We start from the raw sequence: 19,308 nt of genomic DNA on the forward strand, positions 1-19,308 counted from the left end.
TATTAAAAAGGGTGACACCGTCGCTAGGGGTGAGCGCTAGCGCCATGTCTGTAAGAGCATGTCTTTAAGAGCATGTGAGTAGGGCTAATGTATACAAGTACGACTCTTTCTTAAATTGATATATTTGCAATAACACGTCCCATTTATGGAAACGGTCGGTTAGTATTCGGGTACCGCCATGATCGCAGTCGCGGAGCGCCGACTTTATTATGAATATTAAACTGTTAAAGCAATTCCTCGCCCTGGCAGAAACACTGCATTTCGGGCGCGCCAGCGATGAGTGTCATATCAGCATTTCGGCGCTGTCGCGCAACATTCGTCATTTAGAAGACGAGCTGGGTGTGCCGCTGTTTAATCGCGACAACCGGACCGTGGCGTTGACCCAGGAAGGCCAGAAGTTTCTTAAATACGCGCGCGATACCAGCAGCCAGTGGAACTTGATCCGCCATGAGTTAACCGACAACGCTGATCAATTAAGCGGTGAAATCAGCTTGTACGGTTCCGTCACCGCTAGCTACAGCTTTCTATACGAGCTGCTGCGCCGCTTTCGTATTGCCTATCCTGCAATTGAAATAAAGCTGCGCACGGGGGACCCGGAACACGCGATTGCGCATGTGCTGGATGGTAAAGAAGACCTCAGCATCGCGGCACGCCCCGCCAACCTACCTCGCGGGTTAGCCTTTAAGCCCATTGCGACGTCGCCTTTGTTATTTATTGCGCCGCTTGAGCAGCAAGTGCCGAACGTTCCCACGACTTCGCCAACCGCATCGGAAGAGTGGGCGAGTATCCCAATGATCTTATCGGAGAGCGGTGTCTCAAGAGCGCGTGTAGACGAATGGTTTCGCCAACGCGATATTGCCCCGCGCATTTATGCACAGGTCACGGGTAATGAGGCGATTGTGAGTATGGTGAGCTTGGGCTTCGGCATTGGTGTGGTGCCAAAAATTGTGCTCGATAACAGCCCATTGGTGGATCGTATTCGGGTGCTCGACGTGACGCCGGAGCTGGAACCCTACGATATTGGCTTGTTTACGTTGAAGAAAAACTTAAAAAATCCGCTGGTCGATGCTTTTTGGAGCTTGATGTAGGCCTATAAGTCACGGCAGTCCTTTGCCGCACTTATTTCCCCTACTACTTGCTCATCTATGAATAACTATGTCACACCAGCTCACGCTTATAACGTCGTGCAATGCGGATGTCTTTGACGGTGGCGATGCCGATGATCGCGAATATGGCGAGTGATATTAACGGCCAGATCAGTACGTATAACGCCAAGATAAAGGTTTGCATGTGCTTTCCTATTGTCTGGCTGGTGCGCTTGGCGCACCAGCGCATGAAGTGACTCGAACGTAACGCCGGGCTTAGCCTTGTGTAGCAGGCTTGGCCGGATCGTAGTTGATCACTTTCTGATCGATCTGGGAGAAGTCGAACTTATTGGAGCTCATCAGGCTGACGCCGATGCAGACAATGGTGCTGACGCCGTAGGCCATTAAGGAGGCCAGTAGCACCGTGTAGTCCCGCAGGAATCCGACGCAGAAGTAGGCCAGCACGATGGCGCAGAGTGTGCCGAAGACCAAGCCAACCCGGCGTCCGCAGAACCCGAAGGCCATTAAACCGAGCACTACACCACCGCCGACGGCGGCGAGTAGTTCAAACAGCCCCGCAGTGACGCCAATCATCGGTACTAGCTCGAATCGTGCGACGCAGAACATCACCAAGCCCGCGATCACCGCAGAGGTGAAGGCCTTGTTGGTCACGCGATCCCAGAAGCAGCTGGCGATAACCGGGAACACGATCGCGCCCCAAAGAGCACCAACAAAGACCAGCATGATCAGTATGTCCATCGAGAAGCTGGCGAGAATCACCCCAATCAGCGTTGCAACGATCATGGTCAGCCTGCCGATAAACAGCATCTTGGTCGGGTCAGGTTTGTTTTTGGCGATGTTCTTGCCGTACACATCGGCCATCACAATCGCCGACATGGCAGAGAGGTCCGAGTCAGCAGTAGAGGAGAGCGAACCGATCACCAGGATAAAGAACAGCCCGATAAACACTGGCGAGAGGTACATCGAAACCATCTGCGGGATCAGGTTGTTCATGTCGCCACCAATGGGCTCCATGCCGGTCATCAGCGCCATCAAGCCAATCATGCCCAAACCGATAACGATCGCACCGTAACCAATGGTCGCGGTGATAAAGGTCGGTTTGATATGGTCTTCACGAACGGCAAATAGCCGCTGGGAGATGGTCTGGTTGCCAATCGCGTAAGCCAGCACCGCCACAAAGAAGGGCGCACCTTGATTGAGAATCGCGTCCATCGAGAACAGGTTGGCTTGTTCTGGCGTAAGGAGACTCATGCCATCTGACAGCGTTTCTGGGCCACCGAGGGCGAACATCACCGCTGGAATAATCAAAATGGCTACGGCCATCATCGCCATTAGCTGGGCGAAATCCGTCAGCACCGAGGCGCGGAAACCTGACCACAGCGTGTAGGAGAGCACGCCGACCCCGGCAATCACCACACCGGCCTGAAACGAGAGAGGTGAAAGCACCGAGACCAGCGCGCCAGAAGCCGTGAAGTTCACCATCAGACTGATGATGCTACCCAGAATGTTGGAGGAGGCGAGAATCAACTGGCTTGAAGAGCCATGGCGGGCATGGATCAGCTCACCGAGGGTGTGCGCGTTGGGCGCCAGTTTGCGAAAGCGACGGCCAAAGGGGTAGATGAACAGAATCATCAACGCGCCCCACAGCCCGTAGTGCAAAGGGCCGGAAATGCCGTAGGTGTAACCCGAGGTAGCGGCGCCGTAGAATGAGGCCGCCCAGATCCAAGTGGCGGTCATGCTGGCAGCGCCAAGGCCAAAACCGATCTGGTGATTGGACACCATGAAGGCGTCGGTATTCTCCTTTTTCTTCTTGATCAGCAGAGTGAGCAGGTAAGTGCCGCCATAAAAAGCCGCCAGCAAGGCGAGCACAGTCAGAGTCGAGAATTGATAGAAATTTTCTTCGTTCATTGAATACCCGTAGGCTTTGCAGCCCTAGCATCCTAAATGGCAACCACAGCTCCCTTTACGGGGTGGCCGCGACAGGACGTAAGTAAAAAACAGAACATCTTTCTAGGTATGTCTGTAGCGAGATGAGACTGCGGTTGGCAGCCTGGTCGTGCAAGTTCAGGCGTTGGAAGCGCCTTAATAGAGGGGCCGGATTAAACGCGCGCAGAAAGCTGCAATAAAGCAGCAGCAAAGCGCTGAGAGGATCAATCCGGATGGGCTACCCTACTCCCTAAGGCTTGAACAGTACAGGTAGACGCGCTAACGAGCTGGGGAAGTAGGAAGCCTGAAGGGGAGGGAATTCTTCAAAAAAACGCGGTGTGTTCTGCCAATACTGCTAAACCAATACCAATCAATACGACGCCGCCAATCAACTCCGCCCAGTGGCCAACAAACTTGCCGAGTTTGTGGCCCAGGAAGGTGCCCATGGAAGCCATGACGGTGGTGGCGAGGCCAATCGCTAAGCTGGTGGCGACAATGTTGGCATCAATAAATGCAAGGCTGGCGCCCACGGCCATGGCATCAATACTGGTCGCCGTGGCGGTTAACACTAATAGCCACAGTGTTTGTTTGCGCTGTTCTATCTTGTCGTCTTTTTTGAGTCCGGCATACATCATATGCAGGCCAATAATCGAGAGCAGCGTAAAGGCCACCCAGTGATCCCAGGCCTGCACATACTGCTGCGATGCCTTACCCGCCGCCCAGCCAAGTACCGGTGTTATTGCTTCAATCACGCCAAATACCAAACCAATACCGATAGCATGCCGGAAACGGGGCTTTTTCAGCTCGGCGCCTTTGCTGAGGGAGGCGGCAAAGGCGTCTGCCGACATGGAAACGGCCAGGAACAACAGGGTGAAAGGCGTCATGAAATATGAACTCGCTCGCTGAAAAAGTACCGCGTAGAACCCCGTCAGTATGAAAGCAGAATCCATACTTGAGTTTAATCGTCGGGTATTTAATAGTGCTGAATCCTATCAGCTTTTAATAAACAAACAAGGTGGTTTTATAAAAATAAAGTTTGAAATAGCGAACTAACATAGCCTTGGCTAACAATGTGTGTGCTAGCTGATTTTGTTGCCTTTTTTAATGTTGTATCTACTTTGGTTAATAGGCTCGGTTTTTTAATGTTTAAGATGGTGTTAATTATTTTGTGGGTTTTAAATCATGGCTTAAATGTTTTGATAGACGGCCATGTTTGGTTGTTTAAGCTAATAAGGTTAAGTGCTGTTATTTAGCTGCTCGCTGTGCAAGCACTTGGTCGTCACCGCCGGGCAGACAAAATCATGCTTCACCATTGGGTGCTCGTGTTACAGTATGTACTCACTGAATTTCCGCCGGTATTCGCTAGCATGCTGAGTATGGTTGAAACAGTGCTATTAAGTGAAAGTCCCCATGAAGCGGGCATTTTCTTGATCTTTTCTGCTGTTACTTTGAGCTAAATAAGTAGAGATTAATATGCGATTAGCGGCGTTTATTCGGGCTGAAATTGAGGCGATTCTGCTTGATTGGGAACGATTTTCTAAGACCCTCTATCATGCTAAGAATATGGACAGGGAGAGTCTGCGCGATCATGCCAAGGAAATGCTGTTGGCGATTGCCGCTGATATCGATTCACCTCAGGATGAGTCCGCACAGGCTGCTAAATCGAAAGGGGGCACACCAAAGGGCGAGGAGGAGACCTGGGCAGAAGTGCACGGTGGGGACCGGCAGAATAGCGGCTTCACCGTTATTGAAACGGTATCTGAGTTTCGGGCGCTGCGCGCGAGCGTGGTGTCGCACTGGAGTAAAGCGCACCCAACGCTTGCGGGCCAACGGCTTGAAGATCTCACCCGTTTCCATGAAGCGATAGACCAGGCCGTCGCAGAGTCATTGGAGCAGTACGCTACCGAAAAAGAGATGGAAACACGCCTGTTCGGTGCCATTCTGCTCGCATCCCCAGACCCAATTTATGTATTGGATCTCGACGGTCGGTTTATCTATGCCAATAAGGCCACTGCCGATTTGTTCGCGATGGCGCCTGAGGCGATTATTGGTAAATCCACATTTGACCTTGGCTTTTCCTTTGCCTCTGACTTTCAGCGCAATTTGGATAAGGTCATTGCTGAACAGACTACTTTTCGCGGTAAGTTTGCCCATACCTTTGCTTCTGGCCAGGGTGAGCGGTTCGAGTATCTACTTGCCCCTGTGCTTGATGAGCAACAAGACACTGAAGCGACGGTGTGCATTTCCCGCGATATTACTGAGCAGGCCATTGCGGAAGAGAAAGCATGGCATAACGCCCACTATGACCTTTTGACCGGCTTGCCGAACCGGCGCCTTTTTCTGGACCGGTTGGAACAGGAAATCAAACATGCCAATCGCCGTAGTCGGCCTCTTGCGCTGCTCTTTATGGATCTCGATGGCTTTAAAGACGTCAACGACTCGCTTGGCCATGAAGCGGGTGACCGCATACTGTCTGATGTGGCGGAACGCCTTGCCGACTGTGTGCGAGCCAACGATACGGTGGCACGTCTAGGTGGGGATGAATTTACCGTGATTCTCACCGGCGCCGAGCAGCGCAAAGATGTAGAACTTGTGGCGCAGACGATCATCGATGCCCTGGCGATGCCATTTCACATGGGGCAACAGCGCATTCAGATTTCCGTCAGCATTGGGATCGCGTTTTATCCTGGCGCCGCCTCCTCTCCCGATGCGTTGTTGGAAGCCGCGGATCAGGCGATGTATCAAGCCAAAAAAGCCGGTTCTAATCAGATGTGTTTTTACGACACGTTCGATAAAACAGGTGCCGATGCAGCCAACGTTTGCCTGCATAGTGAGTTTGCTTCCCCATCAACTGCGTTAGATACCCATAACGCTGCCGACTAAGCGGGCAGCGGTGCTGCTCCGGCTGCACGCAACTGGCTAACATCTGCCCGCGGTGGGGCTCCAAACATGCGGCTATATTCGCGGCTGAAGTGGGAAGGGCTTTCATAACCTACCCGGTAGCTTGCGGTGGCTGCTTCCAACCCTTCGGCCAGCATGAGCCGCCGCGCTTCGTGCAGGCGTAGCTTCTTTTGAAACTGTAGCGGCGACATACGGGTGACTTGCCGGAAGCTGTGGTACAGGGTTGATTCGCTCATATTAGCGACTGCCGCCAGCTCGCGGATTTTTAGCGGCTGGGCGTAGTGTTCATTAAGGGCGTAGATGACCCGCGCAATGCGGTTAGCCTGGGAGTCCGAGGCGGTAAACCGACGCATGTGAGGCCCCATTGCACCCATCAGTGCCCGATAGATCAGCTCACGACGGGCCAGGGGCGAAAGCACCTTAATATCTTCAGGAGCGTCGAGCAGGCTTAAAAGTCGGTAAAGCGCGCTCTGCATACGTGAATCCATCGGGGCCGACTTTAAGCCGCAGTCCATCTCGGGGCAGATAGTGTCATTCCCCGCGGGCGGCGCTGTGTCGCCCAGTTCCAGTATCAGTCCCGCTACCTCCTGAGGATTCACCGACACCTTTACCGCCAAGTAGGGGCGTTCGGGAGTCGCATGGTCAATCCTGCCTACCACCGGTAGATGAACGGCGCTCGCCATGTAGCTGGGGCCGGTGTAGACGATCTCCTTGTCACCCAGTAGCACGGTCTTGCTGCCCTGAATGACAAAGCACAGGCATGGCTCGTATACGGCACAGTGAAAGCTGGTGGGGGCGTCAGCACGCACGAGTTGCACTTCGGCAATCGCCGTATCCTGGAGCTCTTCCAAGGGCGTCCAACGGCGGGCGATTTGGCTCAGCTGCTGGGGCAGGCTGTCGCTGAAATGGGCGATCTGCTCAGGCACGATAACGGTCAATGGCTCTCCTCCCTAATAGCTCGAAGTATATGCTTTCGCTTCACCAATCGAATGCTTTTTCATGTGTTTTTGCAGGTTCAGGCAAGCACCTCGCAGAAACCGGCAATCCACACTGAGTGTCATCAGTCCTTCATCAAGCTCAGGCGCGGAAATAACGCTTTATCTTGAGTCGCCCGCCTTGTTAATGCTTTCAACCGCCACGGCAGAATTAGGCAATCTTCCCGCAGAAACCCGCTACCTCGAATGCGTTCGTGTCGCCTATGGTGAGTAACGTCCGGTTGACAGTAAGGCACTGCTCAATCATGCCAGCCCATTCAGCCCTCCTGATAACAATAAATGACTGTCGATTCTGACGTTGTTTAAACGACTAGTTAATCGTCAACCGCCTGCGCGGTGCGCAATGTACAACGAACGCTGCTATCGGTTTTCGGTAGCCATTGGAGCAAGTGATCATGGGAAGTCTGTCTCAAAGAACCCGTTTTGTAAGCAGCCGGGCGGTGATTCTGTTCCTGCTACTAACGGCCTTGTTGACCGGGTGCGAGGCCAAGAGTGAGGAGGCAGCAGCGCCTGCTTCACCGCCGCCGCCGGAAGTCGACGTCGCGGAAATCGTCGCTCGGCCGGTGGTCTTGAGCGAGTCGTTTACCGGGCGGGTGGAAGCGGCTGAAACGGTCGAGTTAAGAGCCCGGGTGAGTGGCTATATTCAGGAAGTGGCGTTTGAAGAGGGAGAACTGGTCGAGCAGGGGGACCTGCTGTTCCTGATCGATCAGCGGCCTTACCAGGCCCGTGTTGGCGCCGCCCAGGCGGACCTTGCTCAGGCCAAGAGCCAGCTGGCTCAAGCTGGCAGCGAAGCCGAGCGTGCCAGGGTATTGCTGGGGCGTCAGGCCATTTCCCAAGAGGTGCATGACCAGCGTCAAGCGGCACTGAATAATACTCGCGCCATGGTGGATGCCGCCGAGGCAGCGTTAGATACCGCCGAGCTAGACCTGGAATACACTCGCATTACGGCGCCGGTTAGTGGTCGTGCCGGTCGGACAATGGTAACCCGCGGCAATCTGGCCAATGCCGATCAGAGCCTGCTGACCACGCTGGTAAGCATTGATCCAGTACACGTTTACTTTGAGGCGGATGAGCAGGCCGCGTTTGCCAGCCAGACACTCTTGACCGTTGGCGCGACGAATAGCCTGACAATCGAGCTGGGCGGCGACCCCCAGCGGCTGTACACGGGCACCCTGGACTTTATCGACAATCGCTTAAACCCCAATACGGGCACTCTGCAATTCCGGGCGGTGCTGGCCAACCCGGAGGGCCGCATTCGGCCTGGAGAGTTTGCACGGGTCGAAATGCCGGTCGCTCGTTTAGAGCAAGCATTACTGGTAGACCGCAAGGCAGTGCTGACTAATCAGGATCGCCGCTACGTCTATGTCGTCAATGAGAATAACCAGGCAGAGCAGCGCCAGGTAACCACAGGGCGGCAGGTGGCAGAACGAACAGTCATCACCGAAGGGCTTCAAGCGGGTGATCGAGTGATCGTCAATGGCGTGCAAAAAGTGTTCTTCCCCGGAATGGAAGTGAGCCCGCAAAGCGTAGCGGCCGCCCCAGCGGCTGATGCCCCTATTTCCGACGATCAGCCCACCATTGCGGCCAGGGAGGAGTAAACCGCCATGAATTTCTCCCGTTTCTTCGTGGACCGACCAATTTTTGCGGCGGTGCTGTCGATCATCATTCTTGCGGTGGGGCTGATCTCCATTCCCAATCTGCCCATCAGCGAGTACCCAGATGTAGTGCCGCCCTCCGTGGTGGTGAGGACGGTTTACCCCGGCGCCAACCCGAAGGAGATCGCCGAGACCGTGGCGACGCCGTTGGAAGAAGCCATCAATGGCGTCGAGGACATGATGTACCTCAAGTCTGTTGCGGGTTCTGATGGCGTGCTGCAAATGACCATCACCTTCCGTCCCGGCACCGATGCTGAGCAGGCTGCCGTTCGCGTACAGAACCGCGTTAGCCAGGCCGAGGCTCGGTTGCCGGAAGCCGTGCGTCGTCAAGGTGTCACCACTCAGAAGCAGTCGCCTACCTTTTTGATGGTCGTTCACCTGACCTCGCCCAGCGGTGAATACGACACACTCTACTTACGCAACTATGTGCGGCTGAATGTCCGTGATCGCTTGGCCCGGCTTGAAGGCGTAGGCGACGCGCAAATATTCGGCGGGGGTGACTACGCCATGCGGGCGTGGCTTGATCCCGATCGCATAGCCGCCCGTGGCCTGACGGCCAGCGACGTGGTGGGGGCCATGCGCGAACAGAACGTGCAGGTATCCGCCGGTCAGTTGGGGGCCGAACCCATTGAAGAGAGTGACTTTCTCACCCTGATCAATGCCCGAGGGCGGCTGGAGACGGTGGAGGAGTTTGGTGACATCGTGCTGAAGCGCGGCGAGAACGGCGAGATCCTGAGGCTCTCGGACGTGGCCCGGCTGGAAATGGGTGCCGGGAACTATACGCTGCGCTCGCAGTTGGACGGCCAGAACGCGGTCGCCATCGGTATCTTCCAGGCGCCGGGGGCCAATGCACTGGCTATCCGCGAGCAGGTGGTCGCCGCCATGGACGAGCTGTCCGAACAGTTCCCGGAAGGCGTTGAATATGAAGCGGTTTACGACACCACGATCTTCGTCAATGACTCGATTGAGTCCGTGGTGAAAACGCTGATGGAAGCCGTACTGCTGGTGGTGCTGGTGGTCACGTTGTTCCTGCAGACCTGGCGGGCCTCCATTATTCCGCTGCTGGCGGTGCCGGTCTCGGTGATCGGCACCTTTGGGGCGCTTTACCTGCTGGGCTACTCCATCAACACACTGACCCTGTTTGGGCTGGTGCTGGCCATCGGTATCGTGGTGGACGACGCCATCGTGGTGGTGGAAAACGTGGAGCGGAACATCGAGGAGGGCCTCAAGCCCCAGGCCGCCGCGCATCAGGCCATGAAGGAAGTTTCCGGGCCGATCATCGCCGTGGGGCTGGTGCTGTGTGCAGTGTTTATCCCCATGGCCTTTCTCTCTGGCGTGACCGGGCAGTTCTACCGCCAGTTCGCGGTGACGATTGCCATCTCCACGGTGATCTCCACCATCAACTCGCTGACCCTGTCGCCCGCGCTGGCGGCGATGCTGCTTAAGCCGCATAACGCGCCCAAAGACCGACTCACTCGCGTGATCGATACACTATTCGGCTGGATCTTCCGGCCCTTCAACCGTTTCTTTAACGCCAGCTCCCACAAGTACCAGGGCGGTGTAGCCCGCTCCCTGAAGCATCGTGGCGCGGTGTTTGTGGTCTACGCGCTGTTGCTGCTGGGCACCGGGGTGATGTTCAAGGCGGTGCCACCCGGCTTTATTCCAGTGCAGGACAAGCTTTATCTGATTGCGGGCGTCATTCTGCCGGAAGGTGCGTCGCTGGAGCGAACCGATCAGATGCTTCAGGACGTGGTGGACATCGCCATGGAGACCGAAGGCGTGGAGCACGCCGTTGCCTTTCCCGGCCTTAACGCGCTGCAGTTCACCAATACTTCCAACACCGGGGTAGCTTTTCTTACTCTCAGCGCCTTTGGTGAGCGCAGCCTGAGCGCTGCGGAAATAAATGCCCGCATCAACCAGGGCATTAGCGGCTTGAAAGAAGGCTTTGCATTCTCCTTTATGCCGCCGCCGATCCTGGGCCTGGGCAATGGGTCGGGCTTTCAGCTGTTTATCGAGGATCGCGGCAACCTTGGCTATGGCGCGCTGCAGCAGGCGGTCAATCAACTCCAGGGTGCGATTGCGCAAACGCCGGGGATGGGCTTTCCAATCAGCAGCTATCAATCCAACGTGCCGCAACTGGATGCCGAGGTGGATCGGTTGAGGGCCAAGGCCCAGGGCGTGCCGTTGACCGAACTGTTCGACACTCTGCAGACCTATCTTGGCTCGACCTATGTGAATGACTTCAACCGCTTTGGCCGTACCTGGCAGGTGATCGCCCAGGCGGACGCACCTTTCCGGGCCAGCGTAGAAGATATCGCCCGGCTGCGTACCCGTAATGACCAGGGGGAGATGGTGCCCATCGGTACGATGGTGGATATCCGGCAAACCTTCGGCCCAGACCCGGTGCTGCGCTACAACGGCTATCCAGCAGCGGATCTGGCTGGTGAGTTCGATCCTCGGGTACTCTCTTCCACACAAGCAATGGATGTTATTACCGCCCTGGCGGAAGAGGTGCTGCCACCGGGCATGGAATTAGAGTGGACCGACCTGAGCTATCAGCAATCCACCCAGGGTAATGCGGCGCTGGTGGTCTTTCCGTTGTCGATCCTGCTGGTATTTCTGGTGCTGGCGGCCCTCTACGAGAGCTGGACGCTACCGCTGGCGGTGATTCTGATCGTGCCCATGTCGATGCTTGCGGCGCTAATCGGCGTCTGGTTTGGCGGGGGTGACAACAACATCTTTGTACAGGTGGGGCTGGTGGTGCTGATTGGCCTGGCGTGTAAGAACGCCATCCTGATCGTGGAGTTCGCCCGCGAGCTGGAACTGCAGGGCAAGGACGTAGTGGAAGCGGCCCTGGAAGCCTGCCGGTTGCGGCTGCGGCCGATCATCATGACGTCGATCGCCTTCACGGCGGCGGTGTTGCCTTCGGTAGTTGCCACCGGCGCGGGTGCCGAGGTACGGGCAGCACTGGGTACGGCGGTATTTGCCGGTATGATCGGCGTCACCCTGTTTGGCCTGTTTTTAACCCCGGTGTTCTACGTGGCGCTGCGTAAATTGTCTGGCCCATTGGTCAGCCATCACAGCTCTACGTTGGATACTTCACCTCATCCTACCAGCCATGCCCAAAGTTGATGATAGAGCGGAATGCCGATTAGCACGTTAAAAGGGAAGGTCAGTCCTAATGACGCCAACATGGCTAGGCCAATGTTGGCGTCTGGGATAGCGGCGCGAATGGCAACGGGGGCGGCAATGTAAGAGGCACTGGCGGTAAGACTCGCCAAAATTACCGCTGAGCCAGTGGGTAGCCCTAGCCAGTACGCCACTAGCAGGCCAAAGCAAGAAAACACGATAGGTGCCGCCAGCGCGAATATAATCAGACGGCTGTGCCCCCACCGCAGGCTGCGCAGTGTTTCTGCCGCGACCAGGCCCATCTCCAACAGAAACAGCGCCAGAATGCCATGGAAGGCTTTGGTATATAGGCCAGTCACCGACTCACCAGCATCGGGGCCATATAGCCAGCCAATAAGGACACCGCCCACCAACAGGATCACGCCGCGATTGGTCAGAGTTTCGTGCCACAATCCGGAAGTTTTGATCGGCTCTGACGTTGTGTCAGTGGCCTTTTTACGGCTGAAGCGCCGGTAGAGCAACAGGCCCAGCATGATGGCCGGTAGTTCGAGCAGTACCAGGTAGAGCGTCACCTGCCCACCTGTTATTAGGCTATGCGCTTCGGTATACGCCAGGGCCACGGCGAACGTACCGGCGCTAACGGAGCCATAGTGGGCGGCAAGGCTGGCGCTGTCGGCAATGGATAGCCTCACCAAATAGTGAACCACCGGAAAGATAATCAGTGGAATGATGATCCCCAGCAGAGTGACACCAGCTAACTCGACCAGCAGCGATATGCTCAAACTGCCATGCAGCGCCATGCCGCCTTTAAGGCCAATGGTCAGCATCAGCAGCAGGCTCAATATGTCATAAGCGGCTTTGGGAATACTGAGATCAGAGCGCACCACACCGGCAACCACTCCTAGTACAAAAAACATCACCACAATATCCGGCACGGCCAATCTCCTTGATGGGTTTTAAAGCGGTTACTTTAGCGATCCAAAGAGATTGATGAAAACAAATAGACTTTATACAGTCATAGATGATTTTCTATGGTGCTGGCTATGAAAGTACGACAACTCACTTTTCGTTTGCTACAGGTCTATGCCGACGTGGTTCGCACAGGCTCACTGACGGCCACTGCAAATCGGCTCCACCTGACCCAACCCACGGTGTCTCAGCAGTTAAAGCGGCTGAGAGAGATTGTCGGTGAACCAATTGTGAGCCACGAGGAAGGTCGCTTGGTGCCCACTGAGGTTGGTCAGGCGCTTTATCAACTTAGCCAAGATTTGCTTAGCCGTGCCGATGTGTTTAATCAGTACCTGGAAGAGTACAACCGCGGAGGGCGCGGGCATTTCAGTATCGGCTTGGTGAACACCGCGCAATATGTACTGCCACGGCTGTTAGGGCCGTTTGGTCAGGCTAACCCCCAGGTAGATGTCACGGTGGAGATAGGTAATCGCCAGCAGATGCTCAATCGTTTTGAACGCCATGAGGATGACATCTACGTATTTAGTCATCCACCCATTGATGACGATGTGTTAGCCGCGCCTTTTCTGAGCAATCCATTGGTAGTGGTGGGGCCCCAGCATTGTCGTTGGGCAAGCGTAGAGGGTCTCAACATGGACGCACTCAAAGAGGAGCGATTTCTGCTGCGTGAACCGGGCTCTGCGACTCGGCATACCTTTGATGCCTGGCTGTATAATGCGGGTATTGAGCTACGCTCTACCCAGCAGATCGCCAGTAATGAGGCTATTCGGCTAGCGGTGGCGTCAAACATGGGCCTAGCAGTGCTATCTCGCCACGTTGTTGCAGATTCGCCCAACGGTGTCCAAGAACTGCCGCTGCAGGGCTTTCCGCTGAAAAGTCGTTGGCACTTTGTGGTCAGGCGACAACGCCGCTTACCCCCCGCCGCCATTCGTTTTTTGAGCTATGTACAAGGTTCCCTGGCACAAGCGTTTGACGAGCCTGAAGGGGAGATGGCCGTGGCTGAATTGCTTCAAGCCTTAGAGGCTGAACGCTGATGCCTTGACTTACAAACAGCGTCAATTATCCCCGTTAAAAGCGGCCTAGATCCTATGCGCTAAGCTAAGATATTAAGAGAGGGCTTGAGTGAGAACTTAAGAGAGAGCTTAAGATCGCACTCGGTTCATGCTGTCGCGCCTTGATATTCGTCTTGGGTAACCGCTGCAAACGGAGGCAACTATGCTGCTCGAAGGTTCATGCCACTGCCAAGCAGTGACGTTTAGTGTGACGTCACACCACCCTTATCCTTTCAACCGCTGTTACTGCTCCATTTGCCGCAAAACGGCAGGTGGTGGCGGCTACGCCATCAACCTTAGCGGCGATAACGAAACGCTAAAGGTGACGGGTGAAGAGCATATCAGCGTCTATCGCGCGCTTATCAAGGGGGAGCAGAGCACAGGGGAGCGGCATTTCTGCAAACACTGTGCATCGTCGCTATGGGTTTATGACCCCGATTGGCCCGAGCTGGTGCATCCCTTTGCCTCAGCGATTGATACCGACTTGCCGACCCCTCCCAAGAAAACACACATGATGCTGGGAAGCCGGGCGGATTGGGTCGAGGTCAATGCGCAGTTTCAAGACAAATGCTTTGATGAGTACCCGGATGAGAGTCTTGCCGAGTGGCACCAGCGGCTAGGATTGGAGTGCTAGGCCGTTAATGAGGCCGCTTGCTTCGCTTGTGTTGAAAACAGGCTGTTCTACTCTTTTATACGCACTCCATAGAAATGCGACCCATTGGAGTTCAACGTACGGCTTGCAAGGCCTGCCTTGCGAATGGCCAGCCGTGTTCTCGTTTTTTGACAAGGAGGGTGGAAAGATGGAATTTGAAAAATATAAGTCGTGTATTGAAGCGTGTAATGTCTGCGCCGTTTATTGTGATTCTTGCGCTACTGCCTGCTTGCAAGAAGATGATGTGAAAATGATGGCTGAGTGTATCCGTTTGGATCGCCAATGCGCGCAAATTTGCCGCTTGGCAGCTTCCTTCATGGCCCAGGGGAGTGAATACGCCAAGGACATCTGCCGAATATGCGCTGATATTTGCAAAGCGTGCGGTGATGAGTGTGCCAAACACGATGCCGAGCATTGTCAGGAGTGCGCTAAGGCGTGCCATCATTGCGCCAGTGAGTGTGCTGCGATGGCTGCCTAGGTTTTGTACGAAAAAGGCAGCGTAAAAGCCTAAACCTAGATTAAACAAAGCCAGCTTTCATACGTCGTGAAAGCTGGCTTTTTTGTCTTTTCATCTATATCAAAGAGAACGTTCAAAAGAGTGCGTTAAAAAGAGGGGGCCTTCTGCAAAAGGGTGATCACTTCATCATCGCTGGTTTGGGTGAAATCTTGATAGTGAAGGCCAACGGCGATAAAAGGCTCGGGAGTAGCTAAACAGACCAAATCGTCAACCTCGGTAGCTAACTCATCCAATGTGGATTGCGGAGCGACAGGCACTGCCAGAGTAACGGAAGCGGCGCCTGCCTGGCGTAGTGCCCTGGCGGCTGCTTTTGCGGTTCCGCCAGTGGCGATACCATCATCCACCAGTAATACATGACGTTCGCTCACGTTAATGGGCGCCCGGTTACCAATATAGGCCTGACGGCGGCGGGTTATCTCGCTTAGTTGGCGCTCTACTTCAGCTTCAAGATAACGTTCAGAAGGCTGAAAAACCTGCAGCACATCCGCGGTCCATACCACCTGAGGTGGGTCGCCATCGACGACAGCGCCTAGCCCAACCTCGGGTTGCCCAGGCGCGCCAATCTTACGCACGATGACCACATCCAACGGAAGTTTAAGGGCTATCGCTATCTCGTAGGCAACGGGCACACCCCCTCGAGGTAGTGCCAGCACTAGGTCATATCGCGCCCCGGATAATGCGTGGGCAAGCTTTCGTCCTGCTGCTCGTCGATTATCAAAAAGTGCTTGTTGCGTGTGCATGTGTGGCTCCTAAGCGCCAAGCGGCCTAAACCCCAAAAGGATAAGTGTCGGGTACTCCCTGGGGCCTTTCGCTCGGCAGTGGCGTCACTGCGGTGGTCTCATCGAACCACACATAGGCATCAAACTGCTCTGCTAGCGAGGCCTTGAAGTAATGGCTGTAGTACTCGCTTTCCGGACGATAGATGACGCCAATAGCACGCTCCAGGCGTGTTTGGGTTAGCTGTTCTCGAACCTTAGAGTGTTGAGGGTTGCGCAGCTCAATTAAGGCGCGTGGCAACTGTGTTTCATGAAAAATTCGTTCAAAGGAGTCTGCCCGTGACGGCACGATCTGCTTGATCTTCATTGGCGAATCCCAGTTGTCAGCCGCTGCCACGATCCCCGTGTGTGTGCCGAAACCGATTAAAACAGCTTGATCGCCATAGGCGGTGCGGCACAGCTCGCCGATATTGAATTGACCCTGCCAGCCCATTTCAGTGGCCGACGCATTACCGATATGGGAATTATGCGCCCAGACCACTACCTTAGCGTCTGCTCCTTTGGCTTCTATCACCTGCTGTAGCGTATCGAACATGTGGCGGTCTCGTAGGTTCCATGACTGGGTGGAACCACGGTACATAAGCCGATAGTACTGTTCGGCGGCTCTCACTACGCGGGCGTTCTGGGTGGCATTGAAATAGGCTTCTTCGCCCTCCTTGGCCATATACTCAATGCGGTGTTCCAGTAGCGCCTGAAGTTGCTCAACCACTGCCTCTTCGCACGTATCTTGTTCTTCTTGTAATAGGGCGTGACCGTACAAGGCTGGTTCGCTTTGCCAGGGCGTTAAACAGCCATAACGTTGACGGGCCGCTTGAGCGGCTTCCGGATCGATTCGATCCAGGTAATCAAGCACGGCGAAAAGGGACGCGCGCAGTGAGTAGATATCCAACCCACGGAAGCTGGTACGTTGGCTGAAAGGCAGCTCGGCATTGTGTTGGCGCAACCATTCGGTGAAAGTCGCCACCTCTTCGTTGTGCCACATCCAAGCGGGAAACCGTGTGAAAGCTTGTCGGTCGTCACTTGTTGCAGCGCGATGCCGAACATAGCGGTCGATGTATGCAGCATCCGGCCAATCCGCTTCAACCGCTACAATATTGAAATTGTGCTGTTCGATAAGTCGTCGCGTAATGGCGGCGCGGGCGCGATAGAATTCAGAGGTTCCATGGGACGCCTCACCTAGCAACACAATCTTGGCATCGCCGAAACGATCAAAATGGGCGCCGAATGCGTCTTCCTCTTGCAAACTTGGCAGCGGCTCACAAGCAGCAGCGATGGCCTTGGCTGTTTGCTGGGCGGATGAATAGGGTGCTGTTATCGAGTGATCCATAGGAATCTCCCAGCACACGAACAGGCGAAAAAGCAGCTTAAAAAATACTGACAATTTGAAAATTACGAATAGCTTGAAAATAACTATAGTAAGGAAGAAACAGCTTATCCAAGCATTTATCGCTAAGCTGCGAAATGGCTCCCTAGAAGACGCAGTGCATTAGTAGCGGCGTGTTTTTCGTGACAGCCACCAAACGTCAATGCCAAATGAATATAGCAATGAAAGCAACGCACTAATGGCCAGCAGGCTGGCAACAAGGTGGGAGGTAAGTGGCGTTAACGCCAACAGCAGCGCAACCACCTGCCAGACACATACGGCTTTACGGCGAAAGCTTTCGAACAGCGGTTCTGCAAGCCAGGGGAACGGCCAACTGGCGGCTACAAACAGGTAGCGCATCCCCCCAATCATCAGCACCCACAGGCCCAGAGACTCTAACCGCAGCAATCCTGCGCAAAGTAGCAATATCAGTAGGGCATCCAGCTCCATATCAAAGCGCGCGCCGAACAGTGAGTGGCTTTTGGTGCGCCTGGCAATCCAGCCATCAACGCCATCCAACAGTAGAGCGATCACCGCAATTGCCAACCACTGCCAGATGACCTCTACAAACGCATTGGCGGCGAGCGCACCTGCCAGCAGCGCGACTAATACCGCGCGGGCCAGCGTGACCCGGTTTGCCCAACCCAGTGAACCGTGGGTCCAGAACACCATCACTAAGATAGATATAAACGTGTAGAAGGCCGAGGCAACCCACCAGTTAGCCGAGGTAGCCATTAATTGCGGTAATGCTTTACCCACAGCCATCAGCACCAAGCCGCCCAGCAGTAGCTCTGCAGCGCTATAAAGCCGTTTGGGTAGTGTCATGGATGAGGCATTTGAAAAAAACGGCATGGTGGCTCACGAAGCGGCATCGCTGTCCGCAGTTGAAATAAATGATGCAAGTATTTTTATATGTACCATTCTTGTAGAAGAAGGTAGGGTTGTCTATATGATCAAGGAAAATAGCCTAGTTAGCTTCAAGTGTTGCACATTGTTAATCGAATAATTTCTCTTCAACCGCTACGCTAAAGATGGTGAGCCATTAATGACTGTTCTGCATGAGGCCATTCAAGAGGTGGCCGTCCAGTATGGTAAGGGGCCAAGTCACATAACGAGCAACCTCGCCTTAATGTGCAGCGCCATGGCCCCACGCTACTTTCAATGGAATGAAATAGAGCTCGGTTTAGTTGAGCTTGTAACGAAAAGGATCGCTCATGTCGACGCCTGACGATGTTGGCAAAAAACTATACGTTGGCAAAAACCTTCACGCTGGCAAAAACCGCTGCGCCACCGCCTTCTGGGTGACCAGCCCAGCCCAAGGCGAGTTGCGGGCTGAGCCTCTGGCGACGCCCGCTCAGGATGAAGTGCAGGTACGCACCTTGTACAGCGGTATTAGCCGAGGCACCGAATCGCTGGTGTTTAACGGTCGAGTGCCTGAAAGCGAATTTTCGCGCATGCGCGCCCCTTTTCAGTCGGGTGAGTTTCCCGCCCCGGTCAAGTACGGTTACTGCAGCGTTGGTCGCGTTGAACAAGGGCCGGACGCGCTCTTAGATAAAACCGTCTTTTGCCTGTTCCCCCACCAAGACTACTACACCGTACCTGCTTCAGCGGTGCTTGAAGTGCCTGCCAATGTGCCCGCTAAACGCGCCGTATTGGCCGCCAATATGGAAACGGCCATCAACGGCGTGTGGGATGCCGAGCCCATGCTGGGCGAGCGGATTTGCGTTATTGGTGCTGGTGTCGTCGGTGCACTAGTGGCGTACCTGTGTGCCCAGGTACCCGGCGTCGATGTGCATTTGGTCGATATCAACCCAGCGCGCCGCCAGCTCGCCGAGCAGCTAGGCGTTGCCTTCGCCACACCTGAACAAGCCCCCCATGATCAAGATTGCGTGATCCATGCCAGCGGCCACTCGGCTGGCTTGCGCCAGGCCTTGGAGTTAGTGGGTAGCGAAGGGCGCATTATCGAAATGAGCTGGTTTGGCGAGGGCGACGTCGCGATTCCTTTGGGCGGCGCTTTCCACTCCCAGCGGCTGACGCTTAAAGCCAGCCAGGTAGGCCAACTGCCACCAAAACTTCGCCCACGTTGGGACTACCAGCGTCGCCTTAGGCTCGCGCTGAGCTTACTGGTGGATGAGCGGTTGGATGCACTGATCAGCGGTGAAAGCGACTTTAAACAATTGCCTACGCTTGCTAATACGCTGTTTGGGCGCGGTAGTGTTGAGCTCTGCCATCGGCTGCGATATTCCGCATAACTTGTGTTTTTAAAC

At 54.9% G+C, this 19,308-nt stretch carries 16 protein-coding genes; 8 read left to right on the plus strand and 8 right to left on the minus strand.

Going from position 1 to position 19,308, the window contains the following annotated elements; translation table 11 throughout:
* Positions 1–209: 209 nt before the first annotated feature.
* The gene (ilvY, locus tag V8L70_RS01920) at positions 210–1,088 is read left to right on the plus strand and encodes an HTH-type transcriptional activator IlvY (RefSeq protein WP_035559413.1); all 879 of its coding nucleotides are present in this window, start codon (positions 210–212) and stop codon (positions 1,086–1,088) included.
* A gap of 70 nt (positions 1,089–1,158) precedes the next feature.
* Here ilvY and V8L70_RS01925 read toward each other — a convergent pair whose 3' ends face one another.
* From V8L70_RS01925 to V8L70_RS01935, 3 genes are all read right to left on the minus strand, one after another.
* Positions 1,159–1,290 (minus strand): putative transporter small subunit, encoded by a 132-nt coding sequence (locus tag V8L70_RS01925; RefSeq protein ID WP_232774718.1) that lies wholly within the window; start codon positions 1,288–1,290, stop codon positions 1,159–1,161.
* 71 nt (positions 1,291–1,361) lie between these two features.
* Complete coding sequence (locus V8L70_RS01930; protein WP_101145936.1) at positions 1,362–3,014, minus strand: sodium:solute symporter family protein; 1,653 nt, start codon at positions 3,012–3,014, stop codon at positions 1,362–1,364.
* Between the two features lie 341 nt (positions 3,015–3,355).
* A complete protein-coding gene (locus V8L70_RS01935; protein ID WP_101145937.1) occupies positions 3,356–3,916 on the minus strand; it encodes a manganese efflux pump MntP in 561 nt (186 codons plus the stop codon).
* A gap of 589 nt (positions 3,917–4,505) precedes the next feature.
* On the opposite strand from V8L70_RS01935, the gene V8L70_RS01940 reads away from it, so the two are divergent.
* Entirely contained in the window at positions 4,506–5,915 is a 1,410-nt protein-coding gene (locus V8L70_RS01940; protein WP_101145938.1) for a GGDEF domain-containing protein, read from the plus strand.
* Here the strand turns inward: V8L70_RS01940 and V8L70_RS01945 are convergent.
* The gene (locus V8L70_RS01945; protein WP_101145939.1) at positions 5,912–6,871 is read right to left on the minus strand and encodes an AraC family transcriptional regulator; all 960 of its coding nucleotides are present in this window, start codon (positions 6,869–6,871) and stop codon (positions 5,912–5,914) included. The genes V8L70_RS01940 and V8L70_RS01945 overlap by 4 nt on opposite strands.
* 452 nt (positions 6,872–7,323) lie before the next feature.
* Here V8L70_RS01945 and V8L70_RS01950 point away from each other — a divergent pair, with 452 nt between their 5' ends.
* Both V8L70_RS01950 and V8L70_RS01955 read left to right on the plus strand, forming a co-directional pair.
* Positions 7,324–8,526, plus strand: a complete 1,203-nt coding sequence (locus tag V8L70_RS01950) for an efflux RND transporter periplasmic adaptor subunit (protein ID WP_101145940.1) — start codon at positions 7,324–7,326, stop codon at positions 8,524–8,526.
* 6 nt (positions 8,527–8,532) lie between these two features.
* Positions 8,533–11,715 (plus strand): efflux RND transporter permease subunit, encoded by a 3,183-nt coding sequence (locus tag V8L70_RS01955; protein ID WP_101145941.1) that lies wholly within the window; start codon positions 8,533–8,535, stop codon positions 11,713–11,715.
* Here V8L70_RS01955 and V8L70_RS01960 read toward each other — a convergent pair.
* Positions 11,688–12,647 (minus strand): sodium-dependent bicarbonate transport family permease, encoded by a 960-nt coding sequence (locus V8L70_RS01960; RefSeq protein WP_101145942.1) that lies wholly within the window; start codon positions 12,645–12,647, stop codon positions 11,688–11,690. The genes V8L70_RS01955 and V8L70_RS01960 overlap by 28 nt on opposite strands.
* 108 nt (positions 12,648–12,755) lie before the next feature.
* On the opposite strand from V8L70_RS01960, the gene V8L70_RS01965 reads away from it, so the two are divergent.
* From V8L70_RS01965 to V8L70_RS01975, 3 genes are all read left to right on the plus strand, one after another.
* Entirely contained in the window at positions 12,756–13,715 is a 960-nt protein-coding gene (locus V8L70_RS01965) for a LysR family transcriptional regulator (protein ID WP_232774720.1), read from the plus strand.
* A 181-nt stretch (positions 13,716–13,896) separates the two neighbouring features.
* Complete coding sequence (locus tag V8L70_RS01970; RefSeq protein ID WP_101145944.1) at positions 13,897–14,367, plus strand: GFA family protein; 471 nt, start codon at positions 13,897–13,899, stop codon at positions 14,365–14,367.
* Positions 14,368–14,533: 166 nt separating this feature from the next.
* Entirely contained in the window at positions 14,534–14,863 is a 330-nt protein-coding gene (locus V8L70_RS01975) for a four-helix bundle copper-binding protein (protein WP_101145945.1), read from the plus strand.
* 125 nt (positions 14,864–14,988) lie between these two features.
* On the opposite strand, the gene V8L70_RS01980 is transcribed toward V8L70_RS01975, so the two are convergent.
* From V8L70_RS01980 to V8L70_RS01990, 3 genes are all read right to left on the minus strand, one after another.
* Positions 14,989–15,642, minus strand: coding sequence for a phosphoribosyltransferase (locus tag V8L70_RS01980; RefSeq protein ID WP_101145946.1), 654 nt, complete (start codon positions 15,640–15,642; stop codon positions 14,989–14,991).
* A 25-nt stretch (positions 15,643–15,667) separates the two neighbouring features.
* Entirely contained in the window at positions 15,668–17,005 is a 1,338-nt protein-coding gene (locus V8L70_RS01985; RefSeq protein WP_101145947.1) for an erythromycin esterase family protein, read from the minus strand.
* A gap of 159 nt (positions 17,006–17,164) precedes the next feature.
* Positions 17,165–17,893, minus strand: a complete 729-nt coding sequence (locus V8L70_RS01990; protein ID WP_101145948.1) for a CDP-alcohol phosphatidyltransferase family protein — start codon at positions 17,891–17,893, stop codon at positions 17,165–17,167.
* A 362-nt stretch (positions 17,894–18,255) separates the two neighbouring features.
* Here V8L70_RS01990 and V8L70_RS01995 point away from each other — a divergent pair, with 362 nt between their 5' ends.
* On the plus strand, positions 18,256–19,293 hold the full coding sequence (locus V8L70_RS01995) for a zinc-dependent alcohol dehydrogenase (protein ID WP_101145950.1): 1,038 nt from the start codon (positions 18,256–18,258) through the stop codon (positions 19,291–19,293).
* Positions 19,294–19,308: the final 15 nt, after the last annotated feature.

Origin of the sequence: Vreelandella arctica (assembly GCF_037070215.1) — a bacterium.
Taxonomy (GTDB): domain Bacteria; phylum Pseudomonadota; class Gammaproteobacteria; order Pseudomonadales; family Halomonadaceae; genus Vreelandella; species Vreelandella arctica.

Bases quoted from the DNA above. Each gene is read 5' to 3' on its own strand.
- V8L70_RS01985 (WP_101145947.1), bottom strand. From the start codon at position 17,005: ATGGATCACTCGATAACAGCACCCTATTCATCCGCCCAGCAAACAGCC.
- V8L70_RS01975 (WP_101145945.1), top strand. From the start codon at position 14,534: ATGGAATTTGAAAAATATAAGTCGTGTATTGAAGCGTGTAATGTCTGC.
- ilvY (WP_035559413.1), top strand. From the start codon at position 210: ATGAATATTAAACTGTTAAAGCAATTCCTCGCCCTGGCAGAAACACTG.
- V8L70_RS01980 (WP_101145946.1), bottom strand. From the start codon at position 15,642: ATGCACACGCAACAAGCACTTTTTGATAATCGACGAGCAGCAGGACGA.
- V8L70_RS01955 (WP_101145941.1), top strand. From the start codon at position 8,533: ATGAATTTCTCCCGTTTCTTCGTGGACCGACCAATTTTTGCGGCGGTG.
- V8L70_RS01965 (WP_232774720.1), top strand. From the start codon at position 12,756: ATGAAAGTACGACAACTCACTTTTCGTTTGCTACAGGTCTATGCCGAC.
- V8L70_RS01930 (WP_101145936.1), bottom strand. From the start codon at position 3,014: ATGAACGAAGAAAATTTCTATCAATTCTCGACTCTGACTGTGCTCGCC.
- V8L70_RS01950 (WP_101145940.1), top strand. From the start codon at position 7,324: ATGGGAAGTCTGTCTCAAAGAACCCGTTTTGTAAGCAGCCGGGCGGTG.
- V8L70_RS01940 (WP_101145938.1), top strand. From the start codon at position 4,506: ATGCGATTAGCGGCGTTTATTCGGGCTGAAATTGAGGCGATTCTGCTT.
- V8L70_RS01935 (WP_101145937.1), bottom strand. From the start codon at position 3,916: ATGACGCCTTTCACCCTGTTGTTCCTGGCCGTTTCCATGTCGGCAGAC.
- V8L70_RS01970 (WP_101145944.1), top strand. From the start codon at position 13,897: ATGCTGCTCGAAGGTTCATGCCACTGCCAAGCAGTGACGTTTAGTGTG.
- V8L70_RS01990 (WP_101145948.1), bottom strand. From the start codon at position 17,893: ATGCCGTTTTTTTCAAATGCCTCATCCATGACACTACCCAAACGGCTT.
- V8L70_RS01995 (WP_101145950.1), top strand. From the start codon at position 18,256: ATGTCGACGCCTGACGATGTTGGCAAAAAACTATACGTTGGCAAAAAC.
- V8L70_RS01925 (WP_232774718.1), bottom strand. From the start codon at position 1,290: ATGCAAACCTTTATCTTGGCGTTATACGTACTGATCTGGCCGTTAATA.